Source organism: Streptococcus sp. HMSC034E03 (assembly GCF_001811505.1).
Classification (GTDB): Bacteria; Bacillota; Bacilli; order Lactobacillales; family Streptococcaceae; genus Streptococcus.
This window is the reverse complement of the sequence record NZ_KV804991.1, coordinates 33686-48060: the sequence shown is the minus strand read 5'-3', so window position 1 is coordinate 48060 and position 14375 is coordinate 33686. Positions and strand designations below refer to the sequence as shown.

Below are 14375 nucleotides of genomic sequence, written 5' to 3'. Positions count from 1 at the left end.
ATTGTACACATCTACTTTAGCCAATTCTGCTAGAATAGGATTTTCTTCCGCCGAGTCAAATAGGGAAATTTGTTCAGAAACTGCATGTGTTTGTTTCATTGGAGCAGGACTTTCCTGACCTTGACTCTCTAATTGAGTTAAAATTTCATCTGCTCTTTTCAGCAAGTCTGTCGGTAAACCTGCAATCTTAGCTACGTGAATACCGTATGATTTGTCTGCTGGTCCTGCTTCGATCTTGTGAAGGAAGGTAACCTGTCCATTTTGCTCAAGCGTAGCCACGTGAACGTTAACCAGATGTCTCAGACTAGTCTCCAAACTAGTCAATTCATGGTAGTGAGTTGCAAAGAGAGTCTTGGATCCGATATGTTCATGGATATACTCGATGATAGACTGGGCTAAAGCCATCCCATCATAAGTTGCGGTTCCACGGCCTAGCTCATCAAAGAGAATGAGAGAGTCCTTGGTAGCATGAGAAATGGCATTATTAGCTTCCATCATCTCTACCATAAAGGTAGATTGTCCTGAAACCAAGTCATCTGCCGCCCCGATACGGGTAAAAATAGCATCAAAGATTGGCAAGCGGGCGCGTTCTGCCGGAACATAAGACCCTATCTGGGCCATGACAGCTGTCATAGCTAGCTGACGCATATAGGTTGACTTCCCACTCATATTAGGTCCTGTAATCAGCTGGATGCTAGTATCTTCACCCATTTGGATACTATTGGGAATATAGGTTTGGGCTCCCATGACCTTCTCAACGACAGCGTGACGACCTTTTTGAATGTCAATTCGCGAATCCTGACCAAACTCTGGACGGATCAAGTGCTGATTTTCTGCTACTACCGCTAGTCCTTGTAAGACATCGACAGTAGCGATTCCTTGGGCCAGGGCTTGTAGACGTTGGATATACTTACCAACTTCTTCACGGATACGCATAAAGATTTCATATTCAAGGCTGGCTGACTTCTCACGCGCCTCTAGCATTTCTCCCTCGATACGCGCCAACTCCTCTGTTCCAAAACGCTCAGAGTTTTTCAACGTAGCCTTACGGAAAAAGTGGGCTGGTACATTACCTAGCTGCGAGTTGGTGACATGGAAATAGTAACCGTCTTTTTTATTGTAGTCAATCTTGAGCGTACTGATGCCAGAATTTTCTCTTTCCTTAGCCTCAATCTCAGCAATCCAGCTGGTTCCTTCTCTCAGTACCCGACGATACTTGTCCAAGGTCTCATCAAAGCCAGTCCGAATAATACCGCCTTCGGTAATCACGTGAGGAGCCTCAGGAGCAATGGCTGCGCTAATGAGATTTTCCAACTCAGGAATAGGATCTAATTGTTCAATCAGATAGGCAAGAGCTGGTTGCTCCATTCCTTCTAAAATGGCTCGAATTCGTGGAACACTTCCCAAGGTAGTCGCTAATTGCAAGAGGTCTTTAGGATTACTTTTCCCAAAAGAAACACGACTAGCCAGACGCTCTATATCGTAGACTCCCTTGAGGCTTTCTGTCAAATCACTACGTTCAAAGAAATAATCCAGAAAGACCTGTACAACCTCCTGACGTTCAAGGATACGATCCTTATCAATCAAGGGACGGTGGATCCAAGAGCGCAAAAGACGCATTCCCATGGCAGTCTTGGTTTCATCTAACAACCAGAAAAGACTCCCTTGTTTCTTACCTGAGCGAGCATTTTCTACTAGATCTAAACTAGCCTTGGTTGCATAATCCATCTGCAAGAAATCCTTAATTTCATAACGGATAACTGGCTTCAAATGGTTCAGTTCTCTCATCTGAGTCCGATGAACATACTTAAGAAGCTTACTGCTGGCAGCTTGTTCAATAGGCGCCAAGCGTGGATCCAGCAGATGTATGTCTTCAAATAATTCTTGCTCATAAGAAAGCACCAAATTCATTTGACTGCTGAGAATCTGTTCTTCCTCTTCAGTTAAGGGATAGCCAATGACAACTTCTCTGGCCTTGAGATTCCGGATTTCACCACAGACCAGGGTAAAATCCAATAAGCCTGTCACATAAAAATCACCCGTCACCAGATCCGTGTATGCCAAACCAAATTGCTGACCGTCACGGTCGATAGCCACCAAAAAGTTGTTTTGGCTATCTGGCTTACTACTATCGACGACCGTACCAGGGGTAATCACCTGCACAACCTCGCGCTTAACAACCCCTACTGCCTGCTTAGGATCCTCCATCTGCTCAGCAATGGCAACCTTGTAGCCACGCTCCACTAGGACATCAATATACTGTTGTGCTGAGTGATAAGGAACTCCAGCCATGGGAATAGGATTGTCAGCATTCTTATTGCGACTGGTTAGTGATATTTCTAGTATCTGGGCAGCATTGACTGCATCTTCGTAAAATAACTCATAAAAATCACCCATACGAAAGAGCAAAAAAGCATCTGGATATTGTTTTTTGATATCCACATACTGTTGCATGCCAGGTGATAATTTTTCTGTCATCATCCATTCTCTCCTTGTTAAAAATAGAGAGTGGGACAGAAATCGGTAATTCGTTAGAATTCGATTTCGTCGTCCCACCTCCGCACAGTTGAGTAGGGCTGTAAAAGCTGATGAAATCAGCGTAGTAGAGCCCACTCAACCACTGCGTCTTGCTCGACAATCCAAAGGCAATTGAGAGGCTAGGACTTTTGTCCCAACCTCCTTATCTATCCTTCATCAAATCTAACAAACGATCTTCCATGAGTTTAGCAACATGCTGATCTCGGCAGATTACCAAGAGAGTATTAGCACCTGCAACTGTTCCCAAAATCCATTCATCCTTGTTGGCATCGACAACATTGGCTAAAACTGCAGCTTCACCCAATTTAGTGTGCAAAACTAAGGTAAACTCAGCTCTTGCTACACCTTCCAAATGATGGGATAAAAACTCAACCAGGTCAATCTTCTCTGTCTCATTTGCTAGTACGTAGTAGACCTTATCATTTTTCTTAACCTTGGTCAAGCCCAGTTCGCGAAGGTCACGCGACAATGTCGTTTGCGTTACAAAAACATTGCGTGCTTCCAACCGATCTTGAATCTCCTTTTGAGTTCCTAATTTTTCCTCAGTGATCATTTGTTTGATTAACTGATGGCGTTCTCTTTTTCTCATAACATCCTCTCGAGTGAATATTTATAACATTTTCATCTATTTAATAAGAACATTATACCAAAAAAACCGAATATTTCAAAAAAATTCTTATCATTCCTCAAAATTGTGATAAAATAGAAGAAAAGTCCAAAGGAGTTTATAATGAATACAAAACAATTGATCGCTAGCGAATTGGCTAGCGTCATTGACAGCCTGGATCAAGAGGCTATTTTAAATTTACTAGAACAACCCAAAAACTCTGACATGGGAGACATCGCCTTCCCTGCCTTTACTCTAGCAAAAGTTGAGAGAAAAGCTCCACAAATGATTGCAGCAGATATCGCTGAAAAAATCAATAGCCAAGCCTTTGAAAAAGTCGTCGCTACTGGACCTTATGTTAACTTCTTCCTTGATAAAAATGCCATTTCTGCTCAAGTATTACAAGCTGTTATCAAGGAAAAAGAACACTATGCTGACCAAAATATTGGTAAACAAGAAAATGTTGTGATCGACATGTCTAGTCCCAATATCGCTAAACCATTTTCTATCGGTCACCTGCGCTCAACTGTTATCGGAGATAGCTTGTCACATATTTTCCAAAAAATTGGTTATCAAACAGTCAAGGTCAACCATTTGGGAGACTGGGGTAAACAGTTTGGGATGCTAATCGTTGCCTACAAAAAATGGGGCGACGAAGAAGCTGTAAAAGCTCATCCGATTGATGAACTTCTTAAACTCTACGTTCGCATCAATGCTGAAGCTGAAAATGACCCTAGCTTGGATGAAGAAGCACGCGAATGGTTCCGTAAACTTGAAAATGGAGATGAGGAAGCTCTCGCACTTTGGCAATGGTTCCGTGATGAAAGTTTGGTGGAATTTAACCGCCTTTACAATGAATTGACGGTTGAATTCGACAGCTACAACGGGGAAGCCTTCTACAATGACAAGATGGATGCAGTTGTAGATATCCTTTCTGAAAAAGGACTTTTGGTCGAATCAGAAGGTGCCCAAGTTGTTAATCTTGAAAAATATGGAATTGAACACCCAGCTCTTATCAAGAAATCTGACGGTGCAACTCTCTACATCACACGTGACTTGGCCGCTGCCCTTTACCGTAAAAACGAATATCAATTTGCTAAATCTATCTATGTCGTTGGTCAAGAACAATCTGCTCACTTTAAACAACTCAAGGCTGTCTTGCAAGAGATGGGTTACGATTGGAGTCAAGATATTGTCCATGTTCCTTTTGGATTGGTAACAAAAGAAGGCAAGAAACTCTCTACTCGTAAAGGGAATGTTATCTTACTAGAGCCTACTGTCGCAGAAGCCATCAGCCGTGCCAAAGCGCAAATTGAAGCCAAAAATCCGGAACTTGAAAATAAAGACCAGGTTGCTCATGCTGTTGGAGTTGGAGCCATTAAATTCTATGACCTTAAAACTGACCGTACAAATGGATACGACTTCGACCTTGAAGCTATGGTATCCTTTGAAGGTGAGACTGGCCCTTATGTTCAATATGCCTATGCTCGTATCCAATCTATCTTACGCAAAGCGGATTTCAAACCAGAAACAGCTGCCAACTATAGCTTGAATGATCCTGAAAGCTGGGAAATCATTAAACTCATCCAAGATTTCCCACGTATAATCAACCGTGCTGCGGATAACTTTGAACCTTCTATCATTGCTAAATTTGCAATTAGCTTAGCGCAAGCCTTTAACAAATATTACGCTCACACTCGTATTTTGGATGAAAGTCCAGAACGCGACAGTCGCCTAGCTCTCAGCTACGCAACTGCAGTTGTCCTCAAAGAGGCACTTCGTTTGCTGGGTGTAGAGGCACCAGAGAAGATGTGATTCGTTACAAGAGACTGGAACTAAAGTTCCTAGTCTCTTGACGGCAATCGCTATATGGAGAATTGCCTAAACGCTTCACTAATCTTTCGATAGAAATATGATCGATTTCTACCGAAAGACGTCGCAATCTTAAAGTTACTGGAACTAAAGTTCCTAATTGTTAGACGATAGCCGCTTTTATATGGTCTAGCTAACTGCTTCACTAGTAGTACAACAGAAATATTATCGATTTCTGTCGCACTATGTCGTAATCGGTAAAATCACTTGATTGCAGAACAATCTATGTAACTAACGCTAAATCCTATAGGGGATTTGGCTAGGCGCTTCACTAGTCTTTCGACAGAAATATTATCAAGTTCTACCGAAAGACGTCGTAATCTTAAAGTCATAGGAACTAAAGTTCCTAATTGTTATACGCTAGCCGATTTTAAGCGGACTAGCTAACTACTTCACTAGAATGACTTGAAAAGCGGAGACTCTTCGCTTTTCTCTTGCTATTCATTTCTTTATCACTTAGGGAGAATTTTTATGAGCCAATACGCTTATATCTTAGTTGTTATTAGTCTTCTTTTTCTCTTTCTTGTCAACAAATATGAAAAAGAGAAACTTCAAAGACTGCTTCAGGACCAACTATTGAAAGATCAAGATTTTCGTGCAACTATCAAAGAAAAGATCCAAACGATAGAAAATATCAACGATGTCATTGATTACGTGAATAAAGGCTACCGTTTAGGGATCCCCATTTCAAAAGAAATCGTTGACGAAATTCGCAACTAACAAAAAGACTCGAGATGACATTTCTCGAGTCCTTTTCTATTTTTTCCTGAGAACTACGATTCCCACCAGTATAACAATCCCTAGTGATGCCATGGTTCCGTATGCTGACAAACTTTCATCAAGAAATTTCTTGGAGAACTGCAACAGAGCGAACTCTAAGAGTAGCAAGGCACTGCATAGCATAATATCCTTGAAGCTTGGTTTGCGTTTTATATACTTTAAAAATGATCTCTGTAGTTTACTCATTTCGATTGTTCCCTTTTGAAGTAAATCCTTTATCCATAGAATAAATTTCTTCCTTAGAAAATCTGGCCTCTTACAAAGCTTCTAATTCATAGAGTTCTGCAATAATCCCTGCAATTTTTTTGATATCTCCCAGCATTCCACGCATCTCAAAGTCAGCCAATACAGGGAAACCAAAGCGTTGGCTGTATTGTTTAGCCGTCAAACAGTATTGGTTGTTAAAGTTACGATTGCCTGATCCTACGACACCAAAACACTTACTGGCATTGTCTCCATAGGCGATAAAATCACCTACTGGAGTAGTCAAAATCTCCACATCTCCATTGTCAACACCATTGCCACCTTCTAGATAAGTCGGTAGGAAAGCCACATATGGGTTGGTCATTTCAAAAAAGTCTTCCCCCTCCTTGACCAAATCTTTAATATGAATTTTTTCTACTTCAATGTTCTCATACTGTTCTAATAGGTAAGCCTTCAATCGTGTTACGAAACTCTCCGTATTTCCGCTCAGACTGATATAGACTAAGGAAATTTTTTTCATTTTATCCTCCTTTTTTGAATCATAAAAAATAACTACCAAGATTGTATCTTGATAGTTATGCTTTGTCAACTCTTAGGCAAGTTCTTCCTCTTCTTGAGTTTCTGTTAATTCTTTTTGCTGACGCCACATCTTATAGAAGACGATTGCTAGGAAGATAACATTGAGTACGATCCCAAAAATAGCAGAACCTTTGGCACCAAGCTCCGCTCCCATACGGATGTTAGGGTCTGTAAAAAGTGAAACCGCATCCTGAACGCCGATAAAGTTGTAGATAGAACCAAGGATAGCTAGAAAGACATAGCCGATATAGGCATAATTAGCTAACTGGATGTTTTTACGAACAAGGAAGACCAAAGCAACCACAACTAAAATAGCTGATAAGACAACTAAAATCATGTTGAAAATTGAATGGGAATGTTCAGTTACTTTAATCGTGTAGGCAATCAGTTCCTTAGCATAAGTAGCATCTACACCTGACGACTCAATATTACCCATACTTTCTGCAGTAGGTACTGGAGAGATGAGCCCAAATAGCGATATTGCTGAGAGTAAGGCTGATAAAATCAGCAACACCCAAAGATAGATTGGTTTCTTTTTCATAAAAGTAACCTCCTCATAATTTTTTAATTATTATAGCATATTTTACGAAGGAGAACAACTGTTACAAGTTCGTTTCCACCTGTTTACGGTAGGCTTTAGGAGACTTCCCACACAGTTTTCGAAAAACCTTATAGAAATAACCTACATTACTGTATCCAACTGTATAGCAGATATCCTCGATACTATCATTTGTAGATAGCAAAAGCTGTTGAGCTGCCTTGATTCGTTGCTTATTGAGAAGCTCTGCAAAAGTGGAATTGGTTTCCTTCTTGATCAACTGCCCCAAATAAACAGGATTGATAAAGAGATCCTTGCTGATATCCTTGAGAGAAAGCTCTTTTTGGTAATCTCTACCAATGACCTCGAGCACACTGACCACATTTTCATTCATTCGATATTGGCCGAAGAATGATGTCAAGGTTTCCTTGGTATAAGCGACTAAATCCTCAAAAGTTGTTATAGCATGAATGTTCTTGACAATATCTGTCATATCGTCTGCTTTCAAATGTTCAAAAAGATGGAAAACATCCATGACAAACTGGGTAAAGAGCTGCTTTGTGATAGATACCCTCGGTGTGTTTTCAAGGACAATCTTCTCAAGCAAGGTCAATTCATCAATAATTTGCTGGAGATTTCCTTGGATAATCACTCGATAGATGGGTTCGTAGTAAGAAAAGAGACTTTCAGACTGATCTAAATTGACCGAACCATAAAAGAGAGTCTTTTCAACATCACGCTTCCACTTTTCAAAGTTGATTTGATAAGGAGCTTCAAAAGGCATGACTAGCAAGCCCTCAAATTCCTGATCTGCAAGGACGATTTGCCAGTCCTGACCTAGAACATAGTAGGGAATGACAAAATCCCCTTGTTTTTCTTTTGAAAGCCCAATCCACCAGTTTTCTTTTTGTGTGAGATGAGTCTTGAATGCTTCTTCATCTAATTGCTGGCTCAAGATTTCTGGCTCTTGAACCTTCTCACGAAGTTGAGTGACGATTTTTTCAAGTAAATGTCCCAACTCAACCTTATCGACTGGTTTAACCAGATAATCAACCACGCTGAGATTCATAGCTTTTTTGACGTAGTCAAATTCTTGATAGCCCGATAGTAGGATATAATAAGCATCTGGCAACAAGTCCTTCATTTCCTGAATCATTTCAAGTCCTGTTTTGTCAGGCATGTTGACGTCAGATATTACAATATCCACAGGATGTTCTCGGACATAGTCAAGAGCGTCGTCAGCATGATTGGCTGTAGCGACGACTTCCATATCCCATTTTTCAAAAGGAATCAAACGCTTGAGACCTTCGGTAATCATGTACTCGTCGTCCACTAATAGTACTTTATACATCTTTATCCTTTCTCCTCATCCTGAATAGTAATTCGATAACGAACACCTTGCTGTTCCATTGATTCCACACTAATGTTATAGCGATCCCCAAAATAGAGAACAAAGCGCTCATGAACATTGACGATTCCAATGGACTGTCGTTTTCCACTATAATCCACTGTGTGTTCAAAGGTTCTTTGGGCTAATTTAGTTTGAATTTCTGCTAATTTTTCAGCAGACATCCCGCGACCATTATCCACCACTAAAATTTCGACATAGCCCTCTTGTTTCAAAGCCTTGATACTGATAACATTATCCGTTCTTCTGTGATCAACTCCATGGGCAAAATAATTCTCCACCAAGGGCTGGAGGGTGAATTTTGGAATCCGCATTTCTTTTAACTTGGGATCAATTTTAAAGCCATAGGCGATTGACTTGGGATAGCGAACCATACAGAGATAGCTATATTTGCGACAAAACTCTACTTCTTGCTTGAGCGTCGTTTCTCGTTCATCAGAGATGTTGTTGCGCAAGAGACTACTGAATTCGTAGATAATATCTGCCAATTCGTTCTGATCTGCCATGACTGCGTACATTCGTAAAAACTCGAGGGTATTGTACATAAAATGCGGATTAATTTGAGCTTGCAATGCCCGCATATTGGCATCTTTTTGGCTCAGCTCCAGCTGGTAAATATCGTGGATATTTCTCTCCAGTCGATCCAACATGTCATTTGTCGTTTCAGCGATTAAAAGTAATTCCTGATCTTTCTTCTTAAGATCAATTCTTTTGCCTTGTTCCCCCTGCGCAATATCATGGATTGTCTCCACTAGGTCAACAACTTGTGCTTGATACTTGGAGAATGTCTTCTTTAAAGTCGCATATAAAATAACGATAAAGAGGGCACTGAGGGCAAGGATGATGCCTGAACTAGCCATACTGCCACTAAGTACATAATCTCTAGGAACAGCAACTTGAACCTGATAGCCATGCGATGTTACAGCAAGCAACCAATTTTCACGATCACTTTTTTCACCCAGATGAAACATATCCGTTTCAAAAGGGGAAGTAATGGTCACAGCGATGGGAATGGTTCCTCTGGTATTGTCAATAGCCTTATAAAAAACATCAGAAGTCACAGAAATGTAGATCACACCTAAAGGCAGGTCTGATACTGGGTCCGATACTGGGATGGCAAAACTATTAGCTTCTGGCTTGAAACCTTCAGCAGGTACTTTATAGCCACTACGATTGTCTCTTTTAGAGACATAAACTTCTGTCGAATCCTGTAAAACGATGGCTACGCCTGTTACAAAATCATTGCGCACATAGAGATCATCGATATTTTCATAGATGGATACCGAAATATAAGGCGATGCCTTACGCTCTAGTTGCCAATAAAAATAATCGGGGGTGCTGAGGCTAAAGTACTTATAAATCCCTTCGATGCGTGCCTGATTTTCTACTAAATCTTGAGCTAAACGAGCTGACTCACGATAATAATATTCAACCTCACTCACTGTCCGTGTTAAAACCCGCTGGGAAACATGCTCCGCTTCTTTTTCGCGATTATCCCAGTTTACATAGGAAATCAAAAGGGCAAAACTGGCAATGATAACAATCATCACCCAGCTATAGGTTCGAAGGAGCGAATGAAGCCAAAACTGTTTCATTCTATTTGGACGCCAATTTTTCATGAATGTTTTCATAAACGGGCTCCAATAAATCACTAATAAAGAAATGCCACATACCAATTCCCACAAAAATGATGAGAGCCGGCATGTAGAAGGCAATGATAGCTAACAAGACACTTCCAAGAAGAATCTTAGCCATGGCTGACAGACTCATAAAAATTCCGATGAAGGCAAGCTTTAAGGTATTTTGATAGGATAAGTCAAAATAAACTTGCAATTTTAGAGAAACTGTATAGGCCAAAAATACCAAGGCTACCAAAAAGATATTTAGAAATGTTGCTGCCAAGTGGAGAATGGTCTGATGCGGCAATTGGATCATGAGATACAAACCATAAATCAAGATCAAGTCAAGTCCCATAAAGGTGTAGAAACTGAGGTTGCTTTTAACAAAATTGCTCTTGTAAAGAGTCCAAGCCTCTTTAAAACCATAGGCACGGTAAGAATAGCCGTGTTCCGCAAATAAACTCATGAGAGTCGCACTAGCTGGTGCTATACCAAAAACCACACCTCCTGCTAGTGTCAATAACCAAAAATAAGCCGTTGCAATCATCCCCAAAAAGAAACGATGAAAGACTAGCTCAATAAAATTTCCCACGGTTTGCCTCCAAAAAAATAATCTAGAACTATTATAACATATTTCAAGCGCTCTCAAAAAAGAAGAGGATAGAAAAGGTAGTGAGAGTTGAACTTGCTACCTTTTTAGTAGCAAGTCCGAAGTAAGCATCCATCCTTGTCAAAGGTGTACAAATGAATAAGTATATAGTTGTTTAATAAAGGTATTTGTACTATAATAAAGATAGATAGAGAAACCGATTAATAATCAAAGAATAAACCTTTCTCCAGGACAGATGGACATATTTGAAGATTAGTTCATTGCTATTCAACTTAATTATTGGCTTGGTAAAATAACGAAAGGAGTATGGACCATGACTATTTTTATTTTAAGAACTACCGTGTTTTGGATTGCTCTTATTTTGAGTCTTTTCTCTGATAAATTGTTCAAACAACATGCAAAAGTCGGAAAAATAATTTGCACTATAATAGCATTAATTGCGGCATTGTCATTTCTGTTCTAAGTTATTTTAGGAATACAGGAATTAGTTCGTCCTGTGTTCTTTTTTTCTGCCAAATGTACATTGATAAAATAAATAACAAGTTACTAAAATTTATATGCGTTCTTAAAACAACACAAAAACGCTCTAGACAATATGACTAGAGCGTTTTCTATATATCCGAACATCTAATTTATTTCACAAAAAATGTAGTTTTTCAGTTAATTTTTATTGCAATACATCGAAATTTTAAAATTCAAGAATCGTGTTAAATCAAGGTTTTTAAACATCTGATAATATACTTTTATTTTAAAGACTTTTTGCCCGACATCATTTCATTGTGAGATTTGTTATCTACATTATTTGCCTTTTTCTTTTGTCAAGCAATATGTGAGGTCCATTGATGAAATTACTGACATAAGGATTCTCCTTTTAATTTTTTTCTATTTTTGTTTATCATATATTTTAATGTTTGTCTATCAGTCACACATTCGTAATACACATTTATACAAAAAAACTTTTTGCTATGAAAGTCTTTAATAATAATAGTTTACATTAATGAATATTTTACTGTACATACTAATTTCAAATATCTTTTTAGTGCATTAAACCCTTTATTTATCACATCCTTAACTGTCTATAAAAATCAGCATTCATTTCTAACAATTCTTTAAAAGGGATTATTTTTCTAACTGCATCTGATGGAGTATATTCCATTGACCAAATAAAAGGATAGGTCAAAACAACTTCATTTGCTTCAAGCGATAAATCTAATGTGAACAAATCTGATACTATCAGCTCTTGATAAAATGTGTCTAACTGATTTGTCGTCACCCAATATAAAAAGTCCTTATAATCTATCTCCAAATCCTCCCATTCTAATGTATCGGGAGCGAAATATTCTATTGCATTTAATTTTTCAATATTTATTGCAAATAGACCACCCAAGATATCATAAGCTATCAAACAACGATTCGAATTATAACATTTTGAAAACAATTCATTACAGTAGCTGAAGCCATTCTCTGAATCATTCCCCAAGATTTTTAAATAACCATTAACAGTTACATAAGAAAAATGTTCTAAGATAAACTTTAGTTCTTGTGGTTTTTCTATACTATCCGTTATTTTTTTGTTAAATTTAAGGAATTTAATATCATTAGGACTTTCTTCAAATTCCTCAATAATCTTTTTCGTAGTTAACATTTTATTCGTCTCCCCTATACCACTCAATTTTACACTCTTGCTTCATTTTTATTTATATGCACAACATTAAAGAAGTTCAATCGCAGATACTTCATTATCTAAATCAATAAATTCAAACTTCTTAGGATATTGCAGATAATCAATACATTTTTTAAAAATATGAAAAAACTCAGAGAAACAATGTTAAAATCATCAAAACATTTGATTTCTCTGAGATAAAATTTGCTGATTGTACTCGAAACCTCGATCGTTCTTATCTACGATACTGCTTCAAGAAACGGGTCATCTTTTCTTGGATTTGGGCTAACTCATCTACGCGTGGCAGATAGACGATACGGAAGTGATCTGGCTCTTTCCAGTTAAATCCTCGTCCATGAACCAAAAGCACCTTCTCTTGCTTCAAGAAATCAAGAACAAACTGTTCATCATCATCGATACGATACATATTGCGATCAATTTTAGGGAAGATATAAAGACCCGCTTTTGGCTTAACAGCTGACAAACCTGGAATATCTTGAATGGCATTGTAGATGAAGTTTCTTTGCTCGTAGATACGACCACCTGGCAAGAGTAATTCGTCCACCGATTGGTGACCACCGAGTGAAGTTTGAACAACCTGTTGAGCCAAGACGTTGGAACAAAGGCGCATGTTTGAAAGCATGTTGAGACCTTCAATATAGCCCTTTACATGATGTTTAGGTCCAGACAAGACCATCCAACCCACACGGAAACCAGCGATACGGTGAGATTTAGACAGACCATTCATGCTGACACAGAAAAGGTCTGGAGCCAAACTAGCTACTGGTGTGTGGACATTGCCATCCATAACCATACGGTCGTAGATTTCATCTGCAAAGATAATCAAGTCATTTTGACGAGCAATCTCGATAATATCTAACAAGAGTTCTTTGGGATAGAGGGCTCCCGTTGGATTATTTGGACTGATTAAAACGATAGCCTTAGTATTTGAACTAATCTTAGATTTAATGTCATCTAGGTCTGGATACCATTCAGCTTCTTCATCACAGACGTAGTGAACGGCATTTCCTCCAGCCAAGCTAACTGCAGCTGTCCAAAGCGGGTAGTCAGGCATTGGAACCAAGACTTCATCGCCATTGTCCAAGAGACCTTGCATGGACATAACAATTAGCTCACTAACACCATTTCCAAGATAGATATCATCAATACCTACATTTGGGAATTTTTTGAGCTGACAGTACTGCATAATAGCTTTGCGGGCTGAAAAGATACCTTTTGAATCTGAATAACCTTCACTATCACGCGCATTCATAATCAAATCATGGATAACCTCATCTGGTGCGGTAAAACCAAACTCAGCTGGGTTCCCTGTATTCAAACGGAGGATTTTTTCTCCATTTGCTCGCATACGCATGGCTTCCTCAAGAACTGGTCCACGAATATCATAAGCCACATGCTCTAATTTGATTGATTTGTTAAATTCTTTCATTTGATTTCCTCAATTCATCAGGATAGTTAATATTATACCACTTGATAGAAAAATCGTAAATCGCCCACTACTATTCCACAAAAAAACCTTGCTTAACGCAAGGTAAACAGAGCAAGGTCGATTTCTTTCTATTTTTGGGAGAAGAAAGAGAAAAATATGCACCTCTAGTAAGACATACATCTAAATCTAAAGTCTCGCATATAAACTTCGAATCGAAAACGAAGGCATCGTTATGGATGATAGTTGCATGAACTCATGAATTTCTTCCTGTGTCCAGCAAAACGCAAAGAAAAAATAAGTCGACTCAACAAACAACATAGACGATGTCTGGGCTAATTCGAGTCTGTTTGTAAAGAATTTTACCATATCACTGACTTCTTTCCCTTGCCCTGTCACTTAGTATTATACACTAAAACTTTTGCATTTTCAAATAAGTACATATAAAAAGAACTCTTTTTAAAGCGTCACTTAAAAATTTATACTCAATGAAAATCAAAGAGCAAACTA

11 protein-coding genes are annotated in these 14375 nt (G+C 38.8%); 2 read left to right on the top strand and 9 right to left on the bottom strand.

Features of this window, described 5'->3' with window-relative positions; translation table 11 throughout:
• Window positions 1-2481, bottom strand: a 2481-nt coding sequence (gene mutS / locus HMPREF2805_RS06620; RefSeq protein ID WP_075231886.1) for a DNA mismatch repair protein MutS, incomplete at its 3' end; no start/stop codon positions are given.
• A 199-nt stretch (window positions 2482-2680) separates the two neighbouring features.
• Window positions 2681-3127 (bottom strand): arginine repressor, encoded by a 447-nt coding sequence (argR, locus tag HMPREF2805_RS06615; protein WP_001231485.1) that lies wholly within the window; start codon window positions 3125-3127, stop codon window positions 2681-2683.
• A gap of 141 nt (window positions 3128-3268) precedes the next feature.
• Here argR and argS point away from each other — a divergent pair, with 141 nt between their 5' ends.
• On the top strand, window positions 3269-4960 hold the full coding sequence (gene argS / locus HMPREF2805_RS06610; RefSeq protein ID WP_075231885.1) for an arginine--tRNA ligase: 1692 nt from the start codon (window positions 3269-3271) through the stop codon (window positions 4958-4960).
• Window positions 4961-5488: 528 nt separating this feature from the next.
• Window positions 5489-5737 carry a hypothetical protein gene (locus HMPREF2805_RS06605; RefSeq protein WP_006146258.1) on the top strand — a complete coding sequence of 83 codons (249 nt, stop codon included), beginning with the start codon at window positions 5489-5491 and terminating at the stop codon, window positions 5735-5737.
• A gap of 316 nt (window positions 5738-6053) precedes the next feature.
• Here the strand turns inward: HMPREF2805_RS06605 and nrdI are convergent, their stop codons facing one another.
• The 7 genes from nrdI to HMPREF2805_RS06565 form a co-directional block, all read right to left on the bottom strand.
• Entirely contained in the window at window positions 6054-6521 is a 468-nt protein-coding gene (gene nrdI, locus HMPREF2805_RS06595; protein ID WP_075231883.1) for a class Ib ribonucleoside-diphosphate reductase assembly flavoprotein NrdI, read from the bottom strand.
• Window positions 6522-6593: 72 nt separating this feature from the next.
• On the bottom strand, window positions 6594-7121 hold the full coding sequence (locus HMPREF2805_RS06590) for an ABC transporter permease (RefSeq protein WP_075231882.1): 528 nt from the start codon (window positions 7119-7121) through the stop codon (window positions 6594-6596).
• Between the two features lie 61 nt (window positions 7122-7182).
• Window positions 7183-8469, bottom strand: coding sequence for a response regulator transcription factor (locus HMPREF2805_RS06585; RefSeq protein ID WP_075231881.1), 1287 nt, complete (start codon window positions 8467-8469; stop codon window positions 7183-7185).
• Window positions 8470-8471: 2 nt separating this feature from the next.
• The gene (locus HMPREF2805_RS06580; RefSeq protein ID WP_075231908.1) at window positions 8472-10145 is read right to left on the bottom strand and encodes a sensor histidine kinase; all 1674 of its coding nucleotides are present in this window, start codon (window positions 10143-10145) and stop codon (window positions 8472-8474) included.
• Window positions 10123-10737, bottom strand: a complete 615-nt coding sequence (locus HMPREF2805_RS06575) for a YesL family protein (protein ID WP_075231880.1) — start codon at window positions 10735-10737, stop codon at window positions 10123-10125. Before HMPREF2805_RS06575 ends, HMPREF2805_RS06580 begins: the two co-directional genes overlap by 23 nt.
• A gap of 1078 nt (window positions 10738-11815) precedes the next feature.
• A complete protein-coding gene (locus HMPREF2805_RS06570; RefSeq protein WP_075231879.1) occupies window positions 11816-12400 on the bottom strand; it encodes a DUF2625 family protein in 585 nt (194 codons plus the stop codon).
• Window positions 12401-12653: 253 nt separating this feature from the next.
• Window positions 12654-13868: a pyridoxal phosphate-dependent aminotransferase gene (locus tag HMPREF2805_RS06565; RefSeq protein ID WP_075231878.1), complete on the bottom strand. Its 1215-nt coding sequence runs from the start codon at window positions 13866-13868 to the stop codon at window positions 12654-12656.
• Window positions 13869-14375 lie beyond the last annotated feature (507 nt).